This is a genomic window from Kordia sp. SMS9 (genome assembly GCF_003352465.1).
In the GTDB taxonomy this organism is placed as follows: Bacteria; Bacteroidota; Bacteroidia; order Flavobacteriales; family Flavobacteriaceae; genus Kordia.
The window spans coordinates 4,120,212-4,144,909 of record NZ_CP031153.1; the positions used below are offsets into that span (position 1 = coordinate 4,120,212).

General features: G+C 35.3%; 24 protein-coding genes. 16 read left to right on the forward strand and 8 right to left on the reverse strand.

Annotated elements, in window-relative coordinates:
- Positions 1 to 4: 4 nt before the first annotated feature.
- Genes KORDIASMS9_RS17535 through KORDIASMS9_RS17555 form a run of 6 tightly spaced genes read right to left on the reverse strand, consistent with a single transcriptional unit; the run spans position 5 to position 6,870 of the window.
- A complete protein-coding gene (locus KORDIASMS9_RS17535; protein ID WP_114904091.1) occupies positions 5 to 385 on the reverse strand; it encodes a hypothetical protein in 381 nt (126 codons plus the stop codon).
- Between the two features lie 3 nt (positions 386 to 388).
- The gene (locus KORDIASMS9_RS23745) at positions 389 to 538 is read right to left on the reverse strand and encodes a DUF5989 family protein (protein WP_205318004.1); all 150 of its coding nucleotides are present in this window, start codon (positions 536 to 538) and stop codon (positions 389 to 391) included.
- Positions 539 to 541: 3 nt separating this feature from the next.
- On the reverse strand, positions 542 to 1,687 hold the full coding sequence (locus KORDIASMS9_RS17540; protein ID WP_114904092.1) for an SGNH/GDSL hydrolase family protein: 1,146 nt from the start codon (positions 1,685 to 1,687) through the stop codon (positions 542 to 544).
- A 6-nt stretch (positions 1,688 to 1,693) separates the two neighbouring features.
- Positions 1,694 to 3,553, reverse strand: coding sequence for a carbamoyltransferase (locus KORDIASMS9_RS17545; protein ID WP_114904093.1), 1,860 nt, complete (start codon positions 3,551 to 3,553; stop codon positions 1,694 to 1,696).
- A gap of 55 nt (positions 3,554 to 3,608) precedes the next feature.
- Positions 3,609 to 6,062 carry an exopolysaccharide transport family protein gene (locus tag KORDIASMS9_RS17550; protein WP_114904094.1) on the reverse strand — a complete coding sequence of 818 codons (2,454 nt, stop codon included), beginning with the start codon at positions 6,060 to 6,062 and terminating at the stop codon, positions 3,609 to 3,611.
- 4 nt (positions 6,063 to 6,066) lie between these two features.
- Positions 6,067 to 6,870: a polysaccharide biosynthesis/export family protein gene (locus KORDIASMS9_RS17555; protein ID WP_114904095.1), complete on the reverse strand. Its 804-nt coding sequence runs from the start codon at positions 6,868 to 6,870 to the stop codon at positions 6,067 to 6,069.
- 110 nt (positions 6,871 to 6,980) lie between these two features.
- Here KORDIASMS9_RS17555 and KORDIASMS9_RS17560 point away from each other — a divergent pair, with 110 nt between their 5' ends.
- From KORDIASMS9_RS17560 to KORDIASMS9_RS17600, 11 genes are all read left to right on the forward strand, one after another.
- Positions 6,981 to 8,840: an ABC-F family ATP-binding cassette domain-containing protein gene (locus tag KORDIASMS9_RS17560; protein WP_114904096.1), complete on the forward strand. Its 1,860-nt coding sequence runs from the start codon at positions 6,981 to 6,983 to the stop codon at positions 8,838 to 8,840.
- A 2-nt stretch (positions 8,841 to 8,842) separates the two neighbouring features.
- Positions 8,843 to 9,607: an O-methyltransferase gene (locus KORDIASMS9_RS17565; protein ID WP_114904097.1), complete on the forward strand. Its 765-nt coding sequence runs from the start codon at positions 8,843 to 8,845 to the stop codon at positions 9,605 to 9,607.
- Between the two features lie 661 nt (positions 9,608 to 10,268).
- The gene (locus KORDIASMS9_RS17570; RefSeq protein ID WP_114904098.1) at positions 10,269 to 11,084 is read left to right on the forward strand and encodes a bifunctional 2-polyprenyl-6-hydroxyphenol methylase/3-demethylubiquinol 3-O-methyltransferase UbiG; all 816 of its coding nucleotides are present in this window, start codon (positions 10,269 to 10,271) and stop codon (positions 11,082 to 11,084) included.
- Between the two features lie 2 nt (positions 11,085 to 11,086).
- Positions 11,087 to 11,245: a hypothetical protein gene (locus KORDIASMS9_RS23415; RefSeq protein ID WP_162820022.1), complete on the forward strand. Its 159-nt coding sequence runs from the start codon at positions 11,087 to 11,089 to the stop codon at positions 11,243 to 11,245.
- On the forward strand, positions 11,242 to 11,373 hold the full coding sequence (locus tag KORDIASMS9_RS23945; protein ID WP_256386999.1) for a hypothetical protein: 132 nt from the start codon (positions 11,242 to 11,244) through the stop codon (positions 11,371 to 11,373). Before KORDIASMS9_RS23415 ends, KORDIASMS9_RS23945 begins: the two co-directional genes overlap by 4 nt.
- A 103-nt stretch (positions 11,374 to 11,476) precedes the next feature.
- Positions 11,477 to 12,052: a cob(I)yrinic acid a,c-diamide adenosyltransferase gene (locus KORDIASMS9_RS17575; protein ID WP_114904099.1), complete on the forward strand. Its 576-nt coding sequence runs from the start codon at positions 11,477 to 11,479 to the stop codon at positions 12,050 to 12,052.
- A gap of 118 nt (positions 12,053 to 12,170) precedes the next feature.
- A complete protein-coding gene (locus KORDIASMS9_RS17580) occupies positions 12,171 to 12,392 on the forward strand; it encodes a DUF2795 domain-containing protein (protein WP_007093625.1) in 222 nt (73 codons plus the stop codon).
- A 74-nt stretch (positions 12,393 to 12,466) separates the two neighbouring features.
- Positions 12,467 to 15,835, forward strand: coding sequence for a preprotein translocase subunit SecA (gene secA / locus KORDIASMS9_RS17585; RefSeq protein ID WP_114904100.1), 3,369 nt, complete (start codon positions 12,467 to 12,469; stop codon positions 15,833 to 15,835).
- A 133-nt stretch (positions 15,836 to 15,968) separates the two neighbouring features.
- Positions 15,969 to 16,388: a hypothetical protein gene (locus KORDIASMS9_RS17590; protein ID WP_114904101.1), complete on the forward strand. Its 420-nt coding sequence runs from the start codon at positions 15,969 to 15,971 to the stop codon at positions 16,386 to 16,388.
- Positions 16,389 to 16,409: 21 nt separating this feature from the next.
- Positions 16,410 to 17,093, forward strand: a complete 684-nt coding sequence (locus tag KORDIASMS9_RS17595) for a hypothetical protein (RefSeq protein ID WP_114904102.1) — start codon at positions 16,410 to 16,412, stop codon at positions 17,091 to 17,093.
- A 60-nt stretch (positions 17,094 to 17,153) separates the two neighbouring features.
- Positions 17,154 to 18,437, forward strand: a complete 1,284-nt coding sequence (locus KORDIASMS9_RS17600) for a sterol desaturase family protein (RefSeq protein ID WP_114904103.1) — start codon at positions 17,154 to 17,156, stop codon at positions 18,435 to 18,437.
- On the opposite strand, the gene KORDIASMS9_RS17605 is transcribed toward KORDIASMS9_RS17600, so the two are convergent.
- Both KORDIASMS9_RS17605 and KORDIASMS9_RS17610 read right to left on the reverse strand, forming a co-directional pair.
- Complete coding sequence (locus KORDIASMS9_RS17605; RefSeq protein ID WP_114904104.1) at positions 18,434 to 18,841, reverse strand: hypothetical protein; 408 nt, start codon at positions 18,839 to 18,841, stop codon at positions 18,434 to 18,436. The two genes, KORDIASMS9_RS17600 and KORDIASMS9_RS17605, sit on opposite strands and share 4 nt — an antisense overlap.
- On the reverse strand, positions 18,825 to 19,409 hold the full coding sequence (locus KORDIASMS9_RS17610) for an RNA polymerase sigma factor (protein WP_114904105.1): 585 nt from the start codon (positions 19,407 to 19,409) through the stop codon (positions 18,825 to 18,827). Before KORDIASMS9_RS17610 ends, KORDIASMS9_RS17605 begins: the two co-directional genes overlap by 17 nt.
- A gap of 434 nt (positions 19,410 to 19,843) precedes the next feature.
- Between KORDIASMS9_RS17610 and KORDIASMS9_RS17615 the strand changes: the two genes are divergently transcribed.
- The 5 genes from KORDIASMS9_RS17615 to KORDIASMS9_RS17635 all read left to right on the forward strand — a co-directional run bounded on the left by KORDIASMS9_RS17615 (position 19,844) and on the right by KORDIASMS9_RS17635 (position 24,689).
- Positions 19,844 to 20,197, forward strand: a complete 354-nt coding sequence (locus KORDIASMS9_RS17615; RefSeq protein ID WP_371412746.1) for a DUF6249 domain-containing protein — start codon at positions 19,844 to 19,846, stop codon at positions 20,195 to 20,197.
- Between the two features lie 380 nt (positions 20,198 to 20,577).
- Positions 20,578 to 21,234, forward strand: a complete 657-nt coding sequence (msrA, locus tag KORDIASMS9_RS17620; RefSeq protein ID WP_114904107.1) for a peptide-methionine (S)-S-oxide reductase MsrA — start codon at positions 20,578 to 20,580, stop codon at positions 21,232 to 21,234.
- Between the two features lie 390 nt (positions 21,235 to 21,624).
- Positions 21,625 to 22,551, forward strand: a complete 927-nt coding sequence (locus KORDIASMS9_RS17625; protein ID WP_114904108.1) for a hypothetical protein — start codon at positions 21,625 to 21,627, stop codon at positions 22,549 to 22,551.
- Between the two features lie 299 nt (positions 22,552 to 22,850).
- Positions 22,851 to 23,786, forward strand: coding sequence for a hypothetical protein (locus KORDIASMS9_RS17630; RefSeq protein ID WP_114904109.1), 936 nt, complete (start codon positions 22,851 to 22,853; stop codon positions 23,784 to 23,786).
- Between the two features lie 219 nt (positions 23,787 to 24,005).
- Positions 24,006 to 24,689: a hypothetical protein gene (locus KORDIASMS9_RS17635; protein ID WP_114904110.1), complete on the forward strand. Its 684-nt coding sequence runs from the start codon at positions 24,006 to 24,008 to the stop codon at positions 24,687 to 24,689.
- The last annotated feature ends 9 nt before the right edge of the window (positions 24,690 to 24,698 follow it).

Genomic DNA, 24,698 nt, shown 5'->3' on the forward strand with positions numbered 1-24,698 from the left:
GCGTTTACCAGATATTTTCTAAATCTTTTTTGGTGTACGTATGATTGCGTTCTACGAAAGTAGTATTGGCATCATTTTTTAGTTTGAGGCTGCTGTTTTTTGAGAACAATCGCGATAAGATTCCAAATGGTGTTAGAAAGATAAAAAACACCAAGGATAGAATGATTTTTGTGTTGATCCAACCTAAAACCATGGCAATTTTTCCCCAAATCCAAACAATCAACTGTTCTAGCGGTGGAATAAACGAAGAAACGCCTACACTTAACGCAATGATAAATAACACTTTTGCAGCAGTTGCATATTCCGTATTGTAATGAAGATACGTGGCAATCAGCAAGAAGCCAACCACCATGACTAAAATTACTTTTGTATTACTTTCTTTCATGATTTAGAATAAGGTGTAGATAAATGGTGCAATGGCAGATCCGCCACCTAAAACTAGGATGACTCCAAGTAATAATAATACGATAATCATTGGCAAAAGCCAGAATTTTTTTCGTTCTTTTAAGAATCTGAATAGATCTTTTAAAAACTCCATAGGTTATTGATTTAAGGTCTTTATAAATGTTGCTAACTCGTCGCCCATTTTTTTATTTCCCGCAGGATTAAAATGGCAATCGTCATACAAATAGGTACTTGTTTTTGGAATGATGGAATCCGTTTTGAATACAGGAATGGAAAATTTTAAGCTTTCATTCACCGTTACCGCATTGATACTATCAACTTTTTGTTGCAGCTTTTTTGCATTGTAGCGAATACCGCCACGAGACGTCATCCAATGCCAATTTTGCAAGGCTTCGTCTTCTGTATCCCAAGTTACTACTTGCGTGGCAAATATAAGGTTTATATCATTCGCCTGACAAATCCCGATCAAGGTTTTTAATTTATTTACATAATTCCCGTAATCTACGGTAGGTAACTGATTTTCAATAGGTCGCGACTGTGTCTTTTTTACTTTTTTCTGATAATTTGATGCTATTTCAATAGTTTCTAACGCATCTTCTTCCGTTTTGAACGCGTAGTATAAACGTCTAGGAATTTGAAATTCATACAGAAAAACAGTGAACATTTGCCAAAAACCAACGTGCGCATCTGCGCTTTTTTCATTGGTGTTGAATTTTAAAGGATTGTCATCCAAAAGCAAACGCGTAACATCATTGATACCGCAAAAAACAATGATTTCATCAGGTTGCAAGTGAATGATTCTGTGTGACAACATGGCTATGTGATCTTGAATATTATCGCCCGATTTCCCTGCATTGTATACTTTTACTGTTTTATTTTGATAGTTATCACGGTTCAAATTTTCTTGTAAAACACGTGTCCAAACATCTGCATCGTCTACATAGAGACTTTCTGTAGAGCTTCCGCCAATAGCGAAAATTCGATATTCGTTCGTAGGTTTTGGTATGTTGAGTTTGTCACCACGAAAACCAACATTATTGATGCTAAAGTTGGTCGTGTCTTTGTAATTTTCAAACCCTAACAAACCGTCTTCCGTAGAAAATTGAAGTGTAGTATTTGGCTCAAATTGCGATTCGATATACATATTCCCAATCGGCGGATAAAACATGTTGACTTTGGCAGTTTCATACGGATTCGCCACAGGAAAAAACCACAACATGATTTCTATCAGCACTAAAAGCACCAACAGCACCATAAAATTGTATTTAATTGTTTTCCACACAGGTATCTAATCTAATAAAAATTCTTCTTTCCAGTCGTCCGTATCTTGCCAACTTGGCTGATCTTCTTTTTTGTACACATAGTTTCCAATGACTAGATAATCCATTTCCGTTCGCATAAAACAGCGATATGCATCGTCTGGCGTGCATACAATTGGTTCTCCACGCACATTGAAACTTGTGTTTACCACCACACCAACACCTGTAATTTTCTTGAATTCGTTGATGAGTTCCCAGTATTCCGAATTGGTATCTTTGTGTACAGTTTGAATTCGCCCAGAAAAATCAATATGCGTAATTGCTGGTAAGGACGAGCGTTGTACGTATAGTTTTTCGCGAATTGGCAATTCGTGATAATTTACAGGAATTTCATGCTTTATTTTAGGATGTACCTTGTGCACTAACAACATGTATGGTGAAATACCTTCGTAATCAAAGAATTCGTTGACATCTTCCGAAAGTACCGATGGCGCAAACGGACGGAACGATTCTCTGTATTTTATTTTGAGATTGAGTTTTTTCTGCATTTCAGGATTTCGAGCATCTCCTAAGATACTTCGTCTTCCCAGTGCACGTGGACCAAATTCCATGCGTCCTTGCATCCAACCAATGGCGTTTCCTTCTGAAATATACGTTGCTACTTCTTTGGTAAGTTTGCTAAAATCTGAAAAATAGGTGGATGTTGCATTGTATTTTCGGTTAATTTTTTCCACATCCAAGTCTGAGAATTCCGGACCTAAATACGAACCGCTCATTGCGTCGTTTGGCTCAACTACACGTTCTTGATCAAAATAGGTGTAATATGCTGTTAATGCTGCGCCTAACGATCCGCCAGCGTCTCCAGCGGCAGGTTGAATAAAAATTTCTTTGAAGATGTTTTCATTCTGTAATTTTCCATTGGCAACACAGTTTAATGCCACACCACCAGCCATACAGAGATAGTCTGCACCTGTAATTTCTTTGGCGTGTTTGGCTAGTTTGATGATGATTTCTTCCGTTACTTCTTGGATTGCCAAGCCTAAATCGGAATGTTGTTGTTCAAATTCTGATTCAGAGGTTCTTCGCGGGAAACCGAATAATTCTTCCCACTTTTTGTCATACACCATGCGCAAACCGACTGCATAGTTAAAGTATTTTTGATCTAACCAAATGGAACCATCATCGTTGATTTTGATGAGTTTCGTTTTGATGATTTCTTTAAATTTTTGCACGCGTTCCGATTTCGGATTACCATAAGGTGCCAATCCCATGAGTTTGTATTCGCCAGAGTTGACTTTGAATCCTAAGAAATAGGTAAATGCTGAGTATAACAATCCGACAGAGTGTGGAAATTGCAGTTCTTTCAGCATCGTAATGTTTTTCCCTTCTCCTACACAAATAGAAGCAGTTGCCCATTCTCCTACTCCATCTAAGGTAAGAATCGCTGCTTTTTCATACGGTGACGGATAAAACGCGCTTGCGGCATGCGATAAGTGATGTTCTGGAAATAGTAGTTTTAGTTTTTTCTTGTCATACGATTGAATTTCTTTTAATTCGTCCTTGATGAGTTTTTTTAAGAACATTTTTTCCTTCAACCACACTGGAATTGCTGTGATGAATGATTGTACACCTTTCGGCGAAAAGCCATAATAGGTTTCTAGTAAACGTTCAAACTTTAATAGAGGTTTGTCATAAAATACAACTGCGTCAAGTTGATCAATCGTTTTTCCAGTATATTCCAAACAATATTTCACTGCATTTGTTGGAAAAGCAGGATCGTGTTTTTTACGTGTAAAACGTTCTTCCTGCGCGGCAGCTACTATTTTGCCGTCTTGCACAATAGCTGCAGCAGAATCGTGGTAAAATGCGGATATTCCTAATATCGTCATAATCGCTTCTATTGAAATACTTTACAAAAGCATTTCCTATTTGGGGATTGTTAGTTTATTTTCTTTTAAAAGGTTTTTTGAGTCGTGATAACAGCGAACGGCGTTCATTTTCATGGTAGCCATTGCCATAATTACCATAACCATAACCGTAGCCATATCCGTAACCATAGCCATAGCCATATTTGGCTTTTTGACGGTAATCGTTGAATACGAAACTGATATTTTTAACTTCTCCTTTTTTATATTTATCATTGATGATGTTCAACATGGCTTTCTTTGAATAGTCTTGTCGCACCATATAAATTGTTGCATCGGCATGCGTTATCAAATCTAAAGCATCAGAAACCAAACCTAATGGAGGTGTATCTAAAATGACATAATCATAGCGTTGTTTTAAATCTGCGATGAACTCTTCTAGTTTTTGACTGATTAATAATTCAGATGGATTTGGCGGAATTGGTCCAGACGTAATCACATCCAGGTTTTCATATTTTGTCGATTGAATGACTTCGTCCATTTCCTTTTGTCCAATGAGGTAATTCACAACTCCAATGTCGTTGTTAATCCCAAAATCGCCAAAGATTTTTGGTTTTCGCAAATCCAATCCAACCAAAATCGTCTTTTTTCCTGTCAACGAAAATACTGATGCCACATTGATGGAACAAAATGTTTTTCCTTCTCCACTAACGGAAGATGTGATCAATACCGTTTTAGTGTTGTCATTTTCTAGATTTCGATACATATATTGCAAACTCGATCGAATGCCTCTAAACGATTCTGCTACGGATGATTTCGGACTTTCGAATACCGCTAAATTAGATGCTGACCTGCTTCTGCTTACAATTCCTAAAATTGGAATGTTTGATAGTTTTTTTATGTCTTCTGGCGTATTGATATTGTTGTCCAATATGGTAACTAGAAATACAAATCCCAATGGAAGTAATAATCCTATGAATAAAGCAATGGAATAGTTTTTCCGTGTATTTGGCAAAATTGCTTTTTGTCCTAAATCTTTAGCACTGTCAATTACTTTTACATCAGAAACATTTGCTGCTTTAACAATACCTGCTTCATTTTTCTTTTCTAAAAACATCGTATAAGAAGCCTCGCTTATTTTATAACTACGCTCTATATTGAACAATTGCTGTTCTTCTTCTGGAAGTTTTCGAAATTCTGCGTTGGCTCTTGCCATTCTGTTGTCTACATTAGAAATGTCGATTGCCGTTGAGGAACGTGCAGTTTTCACATTTTCAAGCAATACGCGCTTAGTGGCTTCAATATCTTTGTCAATTTCCTTAAAAAAGATATCATTTTTAACCGTTTCTCCTAGTTTTGCTCTTTGAATAGATAAACTAACAATTTTGGAAACATTTGTAACGATATTTTCATCTTCAATACCGGAAGAAGCTGGCGCAGGCAACGATCTAAAATCTGTACTATTGGTTAAATAATCTTCTAATAATTTATAGTATTGTAGTTCAAGTTTGTACTTATTTTTCTCAATACTGTATTGATTCATCCGTGCAAAAACATCTTCTCCTTTTAGCGAAGGATCAAATACTTTGTTGTCCTGTTTGTATTTTTTAAGTTTTTGCTCGTCTTTTCGCAATGAATCTTCTACACCTTGAATCATTTTATCAATAAAATTAAGCGTATTGGTCGCAAACTGATTTTTTTCTTCGAGTTGTTTTCCTTTTAAGATTTCTGTGGTAAGATTGAGATAATCTGCTAAAATAGCTCTATTTGGTCCTGTTAGACTCAACTCTAACATGGAAGCTCCTTGCACTTTTAGACTAATGGCAATTCCTTGATAATTGGCAATTTCACTATTCAGACTCGTTAAATAGATATAATAAGGCTTCCCTATTTCAATTTCTGTATTTCGACGTGGTGTTAGTGCGAATTTAAAATAATCGGTATTGGCTTCTGCATTCATCACAAAATCACCCGAATATGTTTCTCCTTTTGGAGTTATTTTGGAAACTTTGTTGAGTTTATAATTGATTCCTGAAAAACGCTCTTCATCAGTAAAATCAATACTTGCTGTGTAGTTATCGCGATCGCGAAAGACAATTTTAATCGGTGTATTTAAAAGCTGTGGAACACTTTCATCCAAACTTGCAATAAAAGGTGCATTGGTATGAATATCTTCTAACCGATATACGCCTTGTTCTTTGTAATGAATATATGTTTGTAGTACACGTACTACGTTTTCGTTATGTGTTCTCGATTTTAGCGTTGTTTTTACCGTTTCTACTTTATCACTTGCGCCTCCCCAATTAAAGGTTAAATTCATGCTTGATGAGAAAAACGGATTTTGTTCTTCTTTGATAGAAATCAAGCTTTCCATACGATAAATACGTTCAATACGCTTGTTGTAGAAATAAGTAACTACAAAGGCAATTCCCAAAACAATGACAAAGAGATACCAATAATTTAGGGCTCTAAATAACAGTGCTTTGCTATCAAAAGAGTTTTGTGCTTTCTGTTCGTCAAATTCCGTTTCCATGTTTCTATAGATTTCTTGACAATACAACAACACTTGCCACTAGCGACACTACAGTCACTACCGCAGTAATTGTTTGCACTAAGTTTGTTCCGGTTCCTAACGATTTTTGTTTCAACGGTTTTACATAGACCATATCATTTGGCTTCACATAATAATAAGGAGAATTTAAAGCATCTATACTTGTTAAGTTTATGTGATGTATTTTTTGTCCTTGCGGATATTGCCTAATAATCAATACATCTTTTCTATTTCCAACATCCGTAATATCTCCAGCACTTGCCAAGGCTTCTATGACATTAACACGGTCTTGAAAAAGTGTATAAATTCCTGTGTTTTTCACTTCTCCTGTGACTGTAAATCGCAGTCCCGCTAATTTCACTACGATAAATAAATCTTCTTTCTTGTTAAAATATTCTTTGAGTAATTTCTTTTCAATATCAGCTTCTATTTCTTCAAGCGTAAAGGCCAACACGTTCATTTTCCCAAGAATCGGAATTTCAATATTTCCGTGTTTACTTACTGTAAATCCGCTGTAATATAAACTTTGATCCGATTGATTTAGGCTTGGATTGTTTTTGTTGGAAACAGGATTAAACATGGCCGCCAACTTTTCGTCTGTCGATTTTATATTGATTGATAACAAATCACCTACTTGCACTCTATAAGGCTTTTCGTTTAATTTTATCGACTGTTTAATAAGCTTCGTATCGTCTTCACTTTCTCCAAAATACGTCAGTTCCTTATTGCTGACACAGGAAGCTAACAGGAAAAAAATGCTCAGAATTGATATTGGGGCTTTCAAATTCATGAATTAGGTGCTGTTGTTTACCAAGCAAATATAAGTTTTACGCAGTAATAATAAAATTCTATACCACATATCTGATCTTTTTATTTTTAATTTGTAAAAAAATCAACAAAGTGAATTATTTATCCGTCGAAAATATCTCAAAATCTTTTGGAGAACGCGTACTATTTGAAGACATCTCTTTTGGCATCAATAAAGATCAAAAAGTAGCGTTTATTGCCAAAAATGGAACCGGGAAAACTTCTTTATTAAATATCATTACAGGTCGTGAAGAAGCAGATAGCGGACAAATTATTTCCCGAAAAGGAATTCACATGGCGTTTTTGTCTCAAAAAGAAAGCTTAGATCCGAATCTTACGATTGAAGAAACCATTTTTGCGTCCGACAATCCTATTTTGGACATCATTGCCAATTATGAAAGTGCGTTGCTGAATCCTGATGATGCCGAAAATTATCAAAAGGCATTCGAAAAAATGGATTTGCACAATGCGTGGGATTTTGAAACACAATACAAACAAATCCTCTTTAAGCTAAAACTGGAAAACTTGTCGCAAAAAGTTAGCAATTTGTCTGGTGGACAGAAAAAACGGCTAGGTTTGGCTACAATTCTCATCAACAAACCCGATTTGCTAATTTTGGATGAACCGACAAATCATCTCGATTTGGAAATGATTGAATGGTTGGAAGAATATTTCAAAAAAGAGAATATTACCCTTTTTATGGTGACACACGATCGCTATTTCTTAGAACGCGTATGCAATGAAATTGTGGAACTTGAAAACGGAAAACTCTACAATTATAAAGGAAGTTACTCGTACTATTTAGATAAAAAAGAAGCGCGCATCAACGCCGAACAAGCTTCGGTGGAAAAAGCCAAAAATTTATACAAAAAGGAACTCGATTGGATGCGTCGTCAACCGAAAGCACGAACGACCAAATCGAAATCGCGCATCGACGACTTTTTTGTCATCAAAGAAAAAGCACATCAACGCCGCAACGAACACGAAGTGCAATTGGAGATCAACATGGAACGCATGGGAAGTAAAATTTTGGAGTTGCATAATGTTTCTAAATCGTTTCAAGACAAAGTATTACTCAATAAATTTGAATATGTCTTTAAAAAAGGCGAACGCATTGGCATCATTGGAAAAAACGGAACGGGGAAATCTACTTTTCTAAACATGATTACAGGTCGTTTAAAACCTGATGCGGGAAAAGTAATTGTGGGCGACACCATCAAATTTGGCTATTACACACAAAGCGGCATCAATCCGAAAGAAGGACAAAAAGTACTTGATATCATCAAAGAATACGGCGAATACATTCCATTGAAAAAAGGGCGCATGATTTCGGCAGCGCAATTGCTAGAACGCTTTTTATTCGACCGAAAACGACAATACGATTTTGTGGAAAAACTGTCTGGTGGCGAACTGAAACGTTTGTATTTATGTACGGTGTTAATTCAGAATCCAAACTTTTTAATTCTGGATGAACCTACAAACGATTTAGACATTGTTACGCTCAATGTGTTGGAAAGTTTCCTGTTGGATTTTCCGGGTTGTTTGCTCGTAGTTTCGCATGATCGCTACTTTATGGATAAAATTGTAGACCATTTATTTGTCTTCCGAGGAAACGGCGTCATTGAAGATTTCCCAGGAAATTATAGTGATTTCAGAGCGTATGAAGACAGTTACGAGCCAGAAACAAAAACCGCTGAGAAGAAAGAAAAACAGTCATGGCGACAAGACGAGAGCGAGAAATTGAGCTACAACGAACAAAAAGAATACAAACGTTTGGAAAAAGACATTCAGCGTTTGGAAGAAGAAAAAGAAAAAATTGAAGCCGAATTTGTGTCTGGTGAACTTTCGCAAGATGAAATTCAAGAAAAGTCGATGGAATTGCAGAAAATCATCACGGAATCAGAAGAAAAAACAGAACGTTGGTTTGAATTGGCGGCTAAAATTGAAGAATAAACATGTGGTATCAAATCTTTGCATACTTTAAATTCTTTTTCAAATCGAGCAATCAGCACGGAATTCATTCACCATTCGTGTACAATTTGATAACGCAATGCTTCTATGACAAATCGTCAAAAGAAATCTACAAGACGCTTCAACAGTATCGCGACGATTTATTGAAAGATGACACGATTATAGAAGTCAAAGATTTTGGCGCAGGGAGCAGAGTATTTTCATCCAACAAACGGAAAGTTTCAGCCATCGCAAAAAATGCAGGAATTACTCAAAAACGCGCACAACTCTTAGCACGATTAATTTCTTATTTAGAAATTAAAAAATGTTTAGAATTGGGAACTTCGCTCGGAATTGGCACGATTGCTATGAACGCGGCAACTGATGTATACACCATTGAAGGTTGCCCAGAAACGGCTAAAATTGCAGAAAAACAACTTAGAACATTCGACATGAACAATGTTTCCATCAGTATGGCGCCTTTTGAGAAAATTATACCGGAACTGATGGATGAAATTTTTGATTTGATCTATTTCGATGGCAATCACCAAAAAGAAGCGACATTACAGTATTTTGAAACATTATTGAAAACCGCGCATAATGACAGTGTTTTTATTTTTGACGACATTCATTGGAGCAAAAACATGACCGAAGCTTGGGAAATCATTAAAAACCACCCAAAAGTTACGGTTACGATTGACACCTTTTTTTGGGGATTTGTATTTTTTCGGAAAGAACAAGTCAAAGAACATTTTGTGGTTCGGATTTAAATCCATTTGGACGCGCTTTGCTGTTAGACTTGTTCCTGCGAAGGCAGGAATCTCTTAGATCGCTATCGCTATTAGATATTAGATCGCTTCGCTTTTAGATGTTAGACTCGGCTTTGCCTGTTAGACTCTTTCATACAATGCTCGCGTTTTCTTTGAAACTTCATTTTCAAATTGAAGAATTTTCAAATTGATACATTGAATAAGAATCGCTATCGCTATTAGATATTAGATCGTTCCTCGCTTTTAGATGTTAGACTCGACTTTGCCTGTTAGACTCTTTCATACAATGCTCGCGTTTTCTTTGAAACTTCATTTTCAAATTAAAGAATTTTCAAATTGACACATTGAATATGACTCGCTATCGCTATTAGATATTAGATCGCTCCTCGCTTTTAGATGTTAGACTCGGCTTTACCTGTTAGACTCTTTCATACAATCTTTGAGTTTTCTTTGAAACTTCATTTTCAAATTGAAGAATTTTCAAATTGACACATTGGTTTATATGTGTTGTTTACGTAAGTTTACAACTTGCACAACACGATCTTGCATTCAAGAAATTGCACCTCACACAGCAATAAAACCTGTAAATTTTCACAATTATTCAGCAGAAATAAAGTAAATTCGTAGTAATTTTTATATTTAGCCTCAAAAATTTAGTACAGTGAATGATACACGCCTACAGAAAGTCCTAGAAGTCAACAAAAAGCAGAAAGAATTCTACAATGTAAAAAAGAAGAATTTTGCAACAAAGCTTTGGTCTTTTATGCGAAATAAATTATTATCTGATTTCCGCAAAGAACTACAAATCAACGAACAAGTCTATGAAAAACACCGCACATGGTTGGGCGATTTGTCCAATAAAAAAGTCCTTGATTTAGGTTGTTATGCAGGAAATCATTTAAGTTTATATTTAGCAGAAAATGCGAAAAGTTATTTAGGAATTGATTTGAGTGACAAAGCGATTGGACAGCTCAACGAACGTTTGAAAGACTTACCAAGCGCCAAAGCGGAAGCGGTTGATTTTTTATCGCCAGAATTTAAAGAAACGGACTTTGATGTCATTTATGCGTATGGCGTATTGCATCACTTTGAAAGTTTGGATTTATTGTTTGGCAAACTCAAAGAGAAACTTGCTAAAGACGGGAAATTAATTTCCTATGATCCACTCAAAACAAGCTGGCCGTTGCGCATCATTCGCGGAATTTACAGACCGTTTCAATCTGATGCCGATTGGGAATGGCCATTTTCAAAGAAAACTGTACGACGTTTTCACAACGAATTTAAGGTTGTAGAACGCAGAGCCATCTTAGGAAGTTCCAAATGGGCATTTTTTCTCAATATATTGCCGATGGGTGCCACAAAAAAGATGAATTACATCAAAAAATTACATCAAAAAGATTGGGAACAATCTAAAACAAGCGACCGCCATTTGTATAAGTGTATGCATTTAACTATGTTCATGGAACAAAATGCCTAAGTATGACCAAAGAACTCATCATATTTATCATCATTGTAGCTGTATTAGCTCCTTGGCTACTTATGAATACACGAAAAAATAAAAAGCGTAGTAACAATCGTAGAGAGCGTGGATTTATGAGTGATTATTTAGAAAAGAAGAAAAAAGATAAAAAAGAATGATTGATTGGAAATTACCTGTTGCAATCATCATTGGACTTTTCTTTGTATATCAATCCAATAAAAAAGTGGCAAAAAAGCTTACGGATCGTTTCAAAGAAAAAGAAGAAAAAGAAAAGAATGAGAGGTAGAATTATACTGATTGCTGTCGTTATAGGAATTGTAGTGTTGTACATGTATCAACGCAACAGGAGAAACCGATAGTACATTCTCAAAAAAAAAGAAAAAGAAAAAATGAAAATTTACACAAAAACAGGAGATAAAGGCACTACTGCCCTATTTGGTGGTACGCGCGTTCCCAAACATCATATTCGGATTGACAGTTATGGAACGGTGGACGAACTCAATTCGCACATTGGCCTCATTCGCGATCAAGACATCAATCCACATTACCAACATGTATTGATGGAAATTCAAGATTTGTTATTTACCGTTGGTGCGGTGTTGGCAACGGATCCTGAAAAAGCCACGTTAAAAAACGGAAAAGATCGCTTGAACATTCCAAGAATCACAGAAGCAGAAGTTGCTGTCTTAGAAAAAGAAATGGACACTATGAATGCGGAATTGCCACCAATGACGCACTTTGTATTGCCTGGAGGACATCAAACGGTGTCATTCTGTCATATTGCCCGCTGTGTTTGCAGGCGAGCCGAGCGTTTAGCCGCAGCACTTTACGAATTAGAACCTTTTGATGAATACACTTTAAAATACTTAAACCGACTTTCTGACTACCTTTTTGTGTTGGCACGAAAGTTGTCTCATGATTTGCAAGCAAACGAAATAAAATGGATTCCGAAGAAGAATTCGTAAGTTGCTAATAATTAGAAGAATAAAAAACGTTCTTAAAAATAATGTGTAAATAATTACTTTTTTACTTGACTATTTCATTTAAAAATTTATTTTTGCAAAAAATTAATATACAAAGAATATGTATTGGACATTAGAACTTGCATCTCATTTAAGTGATGCGCCTTGGCCAGCTACAAAAGATGAGTTGATCGATTACGCAATTAGAACCGGAGCTCCGTTAGAAGTTGTAGAAAACTTGCAATCAATTGAAGATGAAGGTGATTCTTATGAATCTATTGAAGAGATTTGGCCTGATTACCCTACAGAGGAAGATTACCTCTGGAACGAAGATGAATACTAAAATAAATGTAACCAAGGAAAAAAGTCTCCATCATCGAGGCTTTTTTTTTGGTTTAATATAAAACCACACACACTATGAGTTTTTTAAATTCAGTGTTGAAAATGTTTGTTGGAGACAAATCCAAGAAAGACATTAAAGGCATTCAACCTATTGTTGTTCAAATCAAGTCGCACGAGCTACAACTAGAGCAGTTAACGCTTGATGAGTTGAGAGCCAAAACAGCACAATTTAAAGCACGTATCGCAGAAGCGTGCAAAGAAGTAAACGATAAGATTGCTTCTTTACAACAGGAAGCAGAAACGATTTCAGATATTGAGCGTAAAGAAGATATTTATCAAGAAATTGATAAATTGAAAGACGAAGAATACACGATTTCCGAAGACGTTTTATTTGAACTATTACCAGAAGCATTTGCCGTAATAAAAGAAACGGCAAAACGCTTTACACACAATACAGAACTGAATGTAACGGCAACTCCATACGACAGAGAACTGTCGGGAATGCACGATTATGTAACCTTAGATGGAGACAATGCCATTTGGCAAAACTCTTGGGATGCCGCTGGAAAGCAAGTCACTTGGGACATGATTCATTACGATGTGCAGTTAATTGGTGGTATTACGATGCACCAAGGAAAAATTGCCGAAATGCAAACTGGTGAAGGGAAAACCTTGGTAGCAACACTTTCTGTATACTTGAACGCTTTGACAGGAAAAGGAGTGCATTTAGTAACGGTAAATGATTACTTAGCAAAACGTGATAGCGCGTGGATGGCGCCAATTTTTCAGTTTCACGGGTTAACGATTGATTGTATTGATTACCATCAACCGAATTCGGAAGCGAGAAGAAAAGCCTATTTAGCTGATATTACGTATGGAACGAATAATGAATTTGGTTTTGACTACTTGCGTGATAATATGTCGCATTCGCCAAACGATTTGGTACAACGTCCGCACAACTATGCCATTGTCGATGAGGTCGATTCTGTACTGGTGGATGATGCACGAACACCGTTGATTATTTCTGGACCAATTCCGCAAGGAGATTTACATGAATTTAACGAGCTAAAGCCAAAAGTTTCTGAGTTGGTTCAAAAGCAACGTCAATATCTCACAGGTGTGCTCGCGGAAGCAAAAAAATTAATCAAAGACGGAGAAACCAAAGAAGGTGGATTCTTATTATTGAGAGTTTTCAGAGGTTTGCCTAAAAATAAAGCATTAATTAAGTTTTTAAGTCAAGAAGGAATCAAACAATTACTTCAAAAAACAGAGAACTTTTACATGCAAGACAACAATCGCGAAATGCACAAAGTAGATGCAGAATTGCTTTTTGTGATTGAAGAAAAGAACAATCAAATTGATTTAACAGACAAAGGCGTTGAATATTTATCTGCGGGAAGCAACGATCCAGATTTCTTTGTCATGCCTGATATTGGTGGGGAAATTGCCAAAATTGAATCGCAAGAACTTGAAAAAGATAAAGAAGTTGAACTGAAAGAAGTATTGTTCAGTGAGTTTCAAGAAAAGAGTGAACGTATTCACACCATGAATCAGTTGTTAAAAGCCTACACCCTTTTTGAAAAAGATGTGGAATATGTGGTGATGGACAACAAAGTAAAAATCGTTGATGAGCAAACAGGTCGTATTATGGACGGACGTCGTTATTCTGACGGATTGCACCAAGCGATTGAAGCCAAAGAAAATGTAAAGATTGAAGATGCGACGCAAACTTTTGCTACAGTAACTTTACAAAACTACTTTAGAATGTATCGCAAACTGTCGGGGATGACAGGTACAGCGATTACAGAAGCAGGGGAATTATGGGAAATCTATAAATTAGATGTTGTTGAAATTCCAACAAACCGACCTATTGCGCGTAAAGATAAAGAAGACTTAATTTACAAAACCAAGCGTGAAAAATACAATGCTATTATTGATGAGGTTACGGAATTGTCGAAACAAGGCAGACCTGTATTGATTGGTACCACTTCGGTAGAAATTTCGGAATTGTTAGGAAGAATGCTTTCCATCCGAAAAGTACCGCACAATGTATTGAACGCCAAATTACACCAACGAGAAGCTGATATTGTAGCAGAAGCTGGACAACCTGGACAAGTTACCATTGCAACCAACATGGCAGGTCGTGGAACGGATATTAAGTTGAGTGAAGAAGTAAAAGCTGCTGGCGGATTGGCAATTATTGGTACGGAACGTCATGATTCGCGTCGTGTCGATAGACAGTTGCGTGGTCGTTCTGGTCGTCAAGGAGATCCTGGAAGTTCACAATTTTATGTGTCTTTAGAAGATAACTTGATGCGTTTATTCGGTTCGGACCGAGTTGCCAAGATGATGGATAGAATGGGATTGAAAGAAGGTGAAGTCATTCAGCATTCCATGATGACCAAATCTATTGAACGTGCGCAGAAAAAAGTTGAAGAAAACAACTTCGGAATTCGTAAGCGTTTGTTAGAATATGATGATGTCATGAATGCACAACGTGAAGTCGTGTACAAACGTCGTCGTCACGCGTTGCATGGAGAGCGTTTAAAGGTAGATATTTCAAATATGGTGTACGACACTGTAGAAATCATTACACAAACAAACAAAGCGGCGAGCGACTTTAAAAACTTTGAGTTTGAATTGATCCGCTACTTCTCTATTGCGAGTCCAATTTCGGAAGAAGAATTTGGTACTATGACCGAAGAAGAAATCATCGGAAAAGTATACACAGCGGCTTTTAAGAACTACAATGAGAAAATGGAATTGAATGCTGAAATGGTCTATCCAGTGATCAAGCAAGTGTATGAAAATCCAGAAAATAAATATGAGCGCATTGTTGTGAAATTTACGGACGGCGTCAAAGAATTGAACGTTATCAGTGATTTAAAAGAAGCTTACGAATCGCAAGGAAAGCAATTGGTCAACGATTTTGAGAAGAATATTTCTCTAGCCATTATTGATGATGCTTGGAAAACGCACTTGCGTAAGATGGACGAATTGAAGCAATCGGTTCAGTTAGCCGTTCACGAACAAAAAGATCCATTATTGATCTACAAATTTGAAGCGTTTGAATTGTTTAGAGAAGTGATTGACAAAGTAAATCGTGAAATTTTATCCTTCTTATTTAAAGGTGAATTGGCGGATAACAATCCTGATCGTGTGCGTGAAGCTCGTGAACAAAAACGTAAAAAGGATAATTATACCACTTCTAAAGAAGATGTGTTAAACAGTGATGAAAAAGAAGCGGCACAACGCGCTGCCATGCAACAATCGCAAGGTGGACGTCCGCAAGTGACAGAAACCATCGTTCGCGAGAAGCCGAAAATTGGTCGAAACGAACGTGTGACCATCAAAAACGTGATGACAGGCGAAAACAAAACGGTAAAATACAAACAAGCGGAACCTTTGATTAACAAAGGACAGTGGGTTATTGTGGAAGAGTAGGCTTCGAGAGCCTCAGCCTAAGTTTGATTAATTTTTATAAAATAAATAGAAACTCTCATGGAAACATGGGAGTTTTTTTATGTATATAAATCTAAAATGCTAAATTGCAAGACCGATAACTAAATCCACACGATTGACCTTTACATACTCCATTTGCCATCCAAATAAAAGAGACATTGAATATAGGAATAATACCATTTCAGGGAAAGAAGTGATAGAAATCGCTACCAAGTATCCTTGGGATGAAAAATTAAAGTTTTTAGATACGTTAAGCGATGCAAACATTCATTACAGTCCTTCATTGGATTTTGTTTGTCTTGAAAATAAGAAAAGCTTTGGTTTAACAGCTCAGTATGACAATTATGAACATTTGTCGTTTTCGTTGTGGTACAACAGACCTAAAAAAAACAAAGTCTTTTTCGGTTTGTTTAGAGAAAAGGAAAAAATGGTTGTAGATGATATTTGGTCGATTGATTTTGAAACTTCTTTGAAATATTTAGATCATTTTGTCAATGGAAATTATGACTTGATTGAAGAACTATACACTAAATAATAATATACTAAAACTGATTACATGAAACACTTATTGACAGCAGCGATATTTTTACTATCAATTTCAAGCTTCGCTCAAAACCTAGAAAAAGATCAATTATGGAGAACAAAAGGTGTGTATGACTCGCTCGGAAACTTTGTAGAACGCGCAAAAATTCAAAGTTTTCTGTACAGTGCTGCACCCAATCAATTGTATCGACTCAACACCAAAGACCGAATGAATATGGAAACTGGCGAAACCACCGTTTTTGTTTTTCGTGATACCTTACAGCTCGCTTCGACTAAAGATAAAACCTTCAAGCTAAATGATGAGGAAGTGTTAAAAATACATTCAAAAGATTCATTGACGATACATTTTAACGGTTATACTTTGCCGTATGTAAAACTGGATGTGAAACCGAAGCGCGTGAATTTTAAAAAGTTTACCTCTAAATTAATGGATATTCCTTTTATTGAATCGGTAGACGATGTTAAAGCATATCAACTTACCTATCAAGACACTAATCTTGTCAATATAAAACCTGTAGATAGCGATTCTGGTTGGGATTCTGATTATAAGCTGATTGACTTTCATGGCTTTATCATCATTCAAGGCATTGTTTCTGCGCCGAAATTAATTACAGAGATAGAAAAAGACACTATTCACTTTCTTCAGATTGATTACCGTTTTGAAAATAAAAAGGGAAAGCTGATTAGGAAACGTTAGAAAAGCTTTCCTCTTTACATTTCAGAAAAAAACGTAATTTTATAGAAAACTGTTCCTCCTATGGAAGCCTACGCAAATGCCTTATTGTATGCAATTCCGTTTTTCTCTATCTTGGTGTTTATTGAGATAGCGTATGGACATTTTGTCAAAAATCAGACACATACGGTAAATGATACGATTGCGAGCATTAGCTCAGGATTGACAAGCATTGTAAAAGATTCGTTGGGTTTGGCAGTTATTTTAATTTCCTATCCTTTTTTGTTAGAAAATTTAGCACTTTTCTCCATTTCAGAAACTTGGGTTGCCTATCTCCTAGCCTTTATTGCGATTGATTTTGCCAGTTATTGGAATCACAGATTGAGTCATAAAGTGAATTTCTTTTGGAATCAGCATGTGATTCATCACAGCAGTGAAGAATTTAACTTGGCGTGTGCGTTGCGACAATCCATTTCGAATATTTTAGGGTATTTTCCGTTGTTATTAATTCCCGCAGCTTTGATTGGCATTCCGTATAAAATCATTGCTATTTTAACGCCAATTCATCTGTTTGCGCAGTTTTGGTATCATACCCAACATATTGGAAAATTAGGCTTTTTGGAATATATCATTGTCACGCCTTCGCAACATCGTGTACATCATGCGATCAATCCGGAATATATTGACAAGAATTTAGCGGCTATTTTTTGTGTATGGGATCGTATGTTTGGCACGTTTCAAGAAGAATTGGACGAAATTCCACCTGTCTACGGCGTTTTAAAACCTGCGGCGACGTGGAATCCGATTGTGATTAACTTTCAACATGTATGGCGATTAATTAAAGATGCGTGGCGGACAAAAAGTTATTATGACAAACTTAGAATATGGTTCATGCCGACAGGTTGGCGACCAAATGATGTGCAATCAACCTATCCCATCAAAACGATTGAAAATGTGTATGCTTTTGAAAAATACAACGCTGCAACTTCTGTTTCTTTGCAGATTTGGTCAAGCTTTCAACTATTCTTTACCATTTGCATGATGCTTTTTCTATTCTATAATGTGAGGAATATTCTTGAAAACTACAGTTATGGAACCATCGTTTTGTACGGAATGATTGTCTTTGTTGGAATTTACAGCTATACCAGTCTTTTAGACGGCTACAAATACACGATTCTATTTGAAACCATGAAAGTCGTTTTGGGACTTTTTGTTATTTTTTCTTTTGAAGATTGGTACGGAATTAATGCATACTTTCCATATGGAAGTCTGTGTATGGCGGCGTATTTTGTGCTGAGTTTTTTGGCAACGATTTATTTTTCTTTTTTGGAACGAAATTGGGTGGCTTCTAAAATAGTTTCGATCTAGCCAAAATTTGTAAACCGTTTGTCAAACTGTTTTTTAATAAGTCGAATTTGAATCACCACAAAAACCAATAAAAAGAAGAAACAATACGCATACGTTACTGGAATTTCGGGAATTCCAATAGTTGGCTTATACTTTTCAATCATCAAACTAGACAAATCCCAATCGCCAAAAATGGAGAAACCTAAGGAGAAACGTGTTAAAACGAATGCAAAAAGTAAAAATAACGCACCAATTATCAACCAACCAACTTTGGTTATTAACGGTTTGTAGACTTTTACAGGCACTTTTTCTTGGGAAACTTTGTCCATAACATTGGCTAAAAAGTCTGTGGAAGGTATTGCCAATTCAGCTTCCTGAATGACATTTTTCGTAAATTGATCTAACTTCTTATTTTCTGCTTCCATGATTCAAATATATTGGTTCTACGACATTTTTCAACATATGAAATAGTTTTTTTCGACTGCGATACAGCTTTATTTTCACATTATCATACGATAATTGAATGATTTCCGAGATTTCACGTAGCGATAATTCTTCAAAATAAAACAAGGTTAACAACACACGTTCTTCTTCGGGTAATTGCAACAGTGCTTTTTCTATCATTTGTTTTTTTTCTTTGGCTTCAATATACGTCAACGCGTTTTGCATGCTGCCAATGTCTGCTTCATTGATTTCATCAATATGTTCGGATAACACGACTCTTTTACTCTTTTTGAGATGATCTAAACTCGTATTATACACAATTCTGTACAACCACGTAGAAAATTTAGACGTGCCTTTAAAGCGATCCAACGCTTTGTACGCTTTTACAAATGTATCTTGCGAAACTTCTTCTGCATCTTCTTTATTTTCAACCATGCGCAACGCCAACGTGAATACCATATTCTTGTACTTACTCACAAGTGCCGAATACACATTTACGTTTCCTGAACGGATTTGTGCTATATAATCTTGGTCAGTGTTTGGTGTCATCTTGTAGTTAAGACGATCACTTTCTAGAAATGGTTACAAATTCTTTGATTTTTATTTGGTCTTGGGTTGTTCGCTGCGCTCTATTGTGAGTTGTGAGTTGTGAGTAAGATTATTTACTGTAGGTTTGTTTCAAAGGCTAAACTCTTAAACTTTTGATCTTTTAAACTTTGTTTTTTGTAGATTTATTATTACTCTTAACGTTTACCTTAATTTTTAAATCAAAACGTAAACTGTTAAACTTATAAACTATAAAACTTCTTTATTAAAGATACTTAGTTTTTAATTTTGAATTGTTCATCGAAACTTCTCTATACTCAATACTAATACCTCAATACTAGTTTTTCAAATAAAAAAATAAAAAAATCTGTAACCGAACTTACAAACCGTTCGTCATAATGGACAAATACAAAAACTAAACCTTAAAATATAAAATTATGATGGGATCAGAAGTAATTATTGTACCAGCTATTTTTGGCGTTATTTTCGGAATATATTATTTATACATTTCTTCACGAAATAGAGAACGCTTGGCATTGATTGAAAAAGGTGGAGACGCTTCCATGTTTTTTAATACAAAAAAATCATTAACACCAACTTGGAAGGTATTGGTCATCAATCTTGCCATTTTAATGATGGGCATCGGATTGGGCATTTTCATTGGATATATGTTACATACTGTTATGTTATTACCAGAAGAAGTTGCGTATCCAGGAACGATCTTTTTTGTAGGTGGAACTGCTTTGTTTACAGGGTTTTTTGTGACAAAAAAGTTAATCGCACAGGAATAAACAGTAACATCAATCAAAAAACCAGTTAGTTAATTAATAATGAGCAGAACGATTGTTTTTCTTCGGAAAGTCAATCGTTTTGTGTTTTGTAGACTTCGAGTGCCTTAGTCTACTTTACTGCATCTAACACGTCTAAAAGAAAAAAGATTCCTGCCTTCACATAAACAGGTCTAAACAGTCTCACAATCCAAGAAATTCATGTCTCCTCAGCAAAAGACTTGAAAAATCTAAGTAGTCTAACAAATCTAAGCAGTCTAAGTAAGTCTGTGATTCAATTCGTATCTTTGTTAAAAATTGAAAATATAAATCTACAGTCGTTTGAGAATAAAATGTAAGTTTTAAAAACGCTCACGACTGATACAGAAATTAATTTAATTGCTATGAAATCTATTTATTTGCCTTTAATTGCTATCTTTTTTGTTGTATTGAGCTGTAACTCGAATACTGCTCAAAAATCGATAGTAAAAGCAGAAGTTACACAAGAACAATTAGAAAAATATGAAACGGCCTATTTTGCCAGTGGATGTTTTTGGTGTGTAGAAGCTATTTTTGAAAGTGTACAAGGTGTACAGGAAGTCGTATCTGGTTATGCTGGAGGAAAAGCAGAAACGGCTAATTATCAATTGGTAAGTGCCGGACGAACTGATCACGCGGAAGCGGTAAAAGTGTATTACGATCCAACAATAGTTTCGTATGAAACCTTGGTAAAGGTATTTTTTGGTTCGCACGATCCAACTACGCTGAACCGACAAGGTCCAGATGCAGGAAGACAGTACAGATCTGCCATCTTCTACAAAAACGATAACGAAAAGAAAATTGTAGACACGTACATTGCACAATTGAAAAAAGACAATGTATTTAGCGGAACTATTACCACGGAAGTTACTAAATACACTGCCTTTTACGATGCAGAAGACTATCATCAAGATTACGAAGCAAGAAACCCAAACAATCCATACATTAAAGGTGTTTCAATTCCTAGATTGAAGCGTTTTCAAAAGAAATTCCCAGAATTATTGAAGAAAAATGCGCATTAGAGAATGTTGAACGTTGAATTGTTTAAGAACAATCGAAAATCAATATGTCATTACGAGAAAGCATGACGAAGTAATCTGCTAGTATCAAAGTACGTTCGTTTTTTGAAACAAACAGATTGCCACGAATTTCTTCAAAATTATCGCAAAGACGTATTAAAAAACTAAAAGAGTAGTACATTACAATATATAAAACCGATGACTTTTTGTTGTCGGTTTTTTTGTGAAAATCATTTTAACAAGTCAATTCTTTATTAATTGAACGCTTATTTGCAAAATACAACGCTTACAAAGTTATTTTCATTTATTAAATTACTTTTCCTACATTTATGATGTAATTACATACGAAAAACGCGTTTTTTCTATTTAACGAATTAAACACTTTAAAAACTCATGAAGAAAAAAATGATCTCATTTGCTTCTTTAGGAATTGTATGTGCTACATTTTTCCTAAGTTGTGAATCTAACAACCAAGCTGCAGAAGAGCAATTAGATGCCGCTTTAGAAACACCTGCAAAAATTATTTCGAATGCAAAAGCAGCAACGTTATTCAATAACGATCAACAAACGCGTTTGTCACAAATTGGAAAAGCCAATACACGATTTGAAGACAAAGCCATTCACTTTGATTTGGCAACATTAGAAAGTTACATCAAGCGTTTGGAAACTTTGGCTACTTCTAGAAACCTTCCAATTACAGGTGCGAGTTTTGTATTTGGTGCAGATGCCAACGGAAAAAGAACTGTTTTTTTAATGCCATCTACACGAAATGCTGACTTGGATTATCAAGAATCATTTACGATTGAAAATGGACAATTTCTAACATTCAAACATGTAGATCCGTCGTTAAAACCACAAAATAATTCTCAAAACGACGAGAATTTAGTGCTTTCACCAAACGGTTATGTATCTTTTAATGAATCTGTTGTAATGTTTAACAACTATCAAGCACAATACATTCAGCCATTTGCAAAGAAAGTCACTAAGGACTATTATACAAAAGCAGTTTGGTATTCGTTGGATGAACTTAAAGGTTATATACATTATCTCAAAAGAAAATCACACAAACATAATTTAGCTATTACAGGAATTGATGTATTCTTTGGAGCATACAATAATGATCCAAGTTTAGAATTAAAATCGAACGCGCAAACCGTCTTTTTAGCGGCAAGTACGCAACAACAAACGATTGTGAATGTTACAGGGAAATCATTACAAAGCTTAACGCAAGAAGATTTATTTGCTAAAAATGATGAGAACGTTAATGAAAGTTTAGCTTATAACATGGGGCAACTATCGCCACCGCCGCCAAGAGGATAATTATAACTTTTAATATCAGTATTATTTAAAAGTCGATTCAAGCTATTATGAATCGGCTTTTTTACTTTTTCTATAGAAAATATGACATTTATACATTGAAAACGGACATTCACACAACTTCTCGAAAACGATTGCGCATTTTTCTTACTTTTGTTCTTGTAATTACATTCTAAGTCATGACTTTGTACCAAAAGTACTGACAAACAACTTAGTAAGATGTATTCTAATCTGTAAGTTGCTTTTATTCCACACAAAAGTGGAATTCCTAAGAGTACCAATAATATCGTAAACTAAATACCATGAAGAAAAAAATGATTGCATTTGCTTCTATGGGATTGGTGTGTCTTACATTTTTCCTAAGCTGTAAAGCAAATGACCAAATTGATGAAGAACTCGTATCTTCTGTATTAGAAAAACCCGAAAAGATTATTTCTACTAAAGATGCGGCAATTCTTTTTACCAATGATCACCTCACTAGACTGTCTTCCATTGGAAAAGCTAGTACTACTTTTAAAGAGAAAGCTATTCATTTTGAATTGGCTGAACTCACAAAGTACTTTCAACATTTAGAAACAATAGCAACTACTAAAAATATTCCAATTACTGGAATTAGCTTTGTATTTGGCGCCACAAATGATGGAAAGCGAACAACGTTTATGATGCCGTCCATCAGAAATGCACAACTCGATTATCAAGCATCATTTACTATTGAAAATGAACAAATCGTTCCTTTTGTACATATTGATGACTATGTAACAGCTAGAACAGTTTCCAATAATGATGAAAATTTGATCCTTTCTCCCAATGGCTATATTTCTTTTAATGAAGCTACAGTATTGTTTAATTCGTATCAAACAAAATATATAGAACGCATTGCGAAAAAAGTTAAAAGAGATTATTACACCAAAGCTGTTTGGTATTCGCTGGCAGAAATAAAGTCGTATATAAACTATTTACAAAGACAATCGCAAGCCTATAACTTGGAAATTACTGGCATTGATGTGTTTTTTGGTGTGTATGATACCAATCCAGACTTGGAATTAAAATCGAATGCACAAACCGTGTTTTTAACAGCCAATGCGCAAACACAAACAATCATTGATAGGAAAGCATCGCGTTTGAGCCATTTTTTACAAAACGATTTTTTCCGCAAAGACACAGCTTCTGATGAAAGTGAAGATGAAAGTCTTGCTTATAATGAAGGACAACTTTGTCCTCCACCTAAAAATAATTAAAAAAGTTTCCTCCAAGCCTATTTAATTACTTTTTTTAAAGCAACAATTCATTCCCAATTCTTCACTCCATATTGATTGTAGTCTTTTTCTTAACACTTTTCTTTTTACCACTTTATTAAAAAAGGGAAAAACACCCAATTTTAATTTTTTAATTTTTTTTCTACTAAGATTGACTAATTTTAGCATGAATTAAAAAAGACTAACAAAACTACAACCCTTATGAAAAATTTAGTACGTACAATTGTTCCTTTGGTATTAGGAGCAGTGATAGGATTCTTTATCTGCAAAGAATATTTCTGTGAAAAATCTCCTGTCGTTGAAAAAGAACCTAAAGGAATTATAACCGTAAATGAAGCCATTAATTTGCATGAAGCGTATGTTCAAAAATTAAATGATACTATGTATCAAGACACTAACAATCCCGATTTTAAAGAAACACAATTCGTATGGTTTTCCATGGAAAAAATTCGTGATTATGTAAACTATTTAGATCATGTTGAAAAGGTAAATCCTAAAAATCCTAAAATATCTGGAATTCGCGTATATTTTGGAAAATATAATGAGCACAAGGAATACGAAGGACAACAAACTGTTTTCTTTACTCCAACAGTAGATACAAAGCTTGCAAAAGAAACCGATTATCCAAATATGAAAAATTTACCTTTTTATATTTTACCAAAAGAAGCTTCTTCTCCATTGGTAGGAAAATATAAAGTAATTAAACAATTATTGTTAGATGATCACCGACCATCTACGCGTGCAAATGATGCAAATGTATATTTGGGACATAAAGAATCGAAAGAAAAAATGGCTCAGAAATCTACCAATGCTAAAAATGGAGATGATGGTACTAGTTTATCATTTAATGAAGGGCAATTAAGTCCTCCACCTCCAAGAAATTAAATAGCTAAC

Bases quoted from the DNA above. Each gene is read 5' to 3' on its own strand.
- KORDIASMS9_RS17595 (WP_114904102.1), top strand. From the start codon at position 16,410: ATGAAACACTTATTGACAGCAGCGATATTTTTACTATCAATTTCAAGC.
- KORDIASMS9_RS17550 (WP_114904094.1), bottom strand. From the start codon at position 6,062: ATGGAAACGGAATTTGACGAACAGAAAGCACAAAACTCTTTTGATAGC.
- KORDIASMS9_RS17555 (WP_114904095.1), bottom strand. From the start codon at position 6,870: ATGAATTTGAAAGCCCCAATATCAATTCTGAGCATTTTTTTCCTGTTA.
- KORDIASMS9_RS17630 (WP_114904109.1), top strand. From the start codon at position 22,851: ATGAAGAAAAAAATGATTGCATTTGCTTCTATGGGATTGGTGTGTCTT.
- KORDIASMS9_RS17575 (WP_114904099.1), top strand. From the start codon at position 11,477: ATGAAAATTTACACAAAAACAGGAGATAAAGGCACTACTGCCCTATTT.
- KORDIASMS9_RS17635 (WP_114904110.1), top strand. From the start codon at position 24,006: ATGAAAAATTTAGTACGTACAATTGTTCCTTTGGTATTAGGAGCAGTG.
- KORDIASMS9_RS17605 (WP_114904104.1), bottom strand. From the start codon at position 18,841: ATGGAAGCAGAAAATAAGAAGTTAGATCAATTTACGAAAAATGTCATT.
- KORDIASMS9_RS23415 (WP_162820022.1), top strand. From the start codon at position 11,087: ATGACCAAAGAACTCATCATATTTATCATCATTGTAGCTGTATTAGCT.
- secA (WP_114904100.1), top strand. From the start codon at position 12,467: ATGAGTTTTTTAAATTCAGTGTTGAAAATGTTTGTTGGAGACAAATCC.
- KORDIASMS9_RS23745 (WP_205318004.1), bottom strand. From the start codon at position 538: ATGGAGTTTTTAAAAGATCTATTCAGATTCTTAAAAGAACGAAAAAAA.
- KORDIASMS9_RS17615 (WP_371412746.1), top strand. From the start codon at position 19,844: ATGATGGGATCAGAAGTAATTATTGTACCAGCTATTTTTGGCGTTATT.
- KORDIASMS9_RS17545 (WP_114904093.1), bottom strand. From the start codon at position 3,553: ATGACGATATTAGGAATATCCGCATTTTACCACGATTCTGCTGCAGCT.
- KORDIASMS9_RS17580 (WP_007093625.1), top strand. From the start codon at position 12,171: ATGTATTGGACATTAGAACTTGCATCTCATTTAAGTGATGCGCCTTGG.
- msrA (WP_114904107.1), top strand. From the start codon at position 20,578: ATGAAATCTATTTATTTGCCTTTAATTGCTATCTTTTTTGTTGTATTG.
- KORDIASMS9_RS17535 (WP_114904091.1), bottom strand. From the start codon at position 385: ATGAAAGAAAGTAATACAAAAGTAATTTTAGTCATGGTGGTTGGCTTC.
- KORDIASMS9_RS17610 (WP_114904105.1), bottom strand. From the start codon at position 19,409: ATGACACCAAACACTGACCAAGATTATATAGCACAAATCCGTTCAGGA.
- KORDIASMS9_RS17565 (WP_114904097.1), top strand. From the start codon at position 8,843: ATGTGGTATCAAATCTTTGCATACTTTAAATTCTTTTTCAAATCGAGC.
- KORDIASMS9_RS17625 (WP_114904108.1), top strand. From the start codon at position 21,625: ATGAAGAAAAAAATGATCTCATTTGCTTCTTTAGGAATTGTATGTGCT.
- KORDIASMS9_RS23945 (WP_256386999.1), top strand. From the start codon at position 11,242: ATGATTGATTGGAAATTACCTGTTGCAATCATCATTGGACTTTTCTTT.
- KORDIASMS9_RS17600 (WP_114904103.1), top strand. From the start codon at position 17,154: ATGGAAGCCTACGCAAATGCCTTATTGTATGCAATTCCGTTTTTCTCT.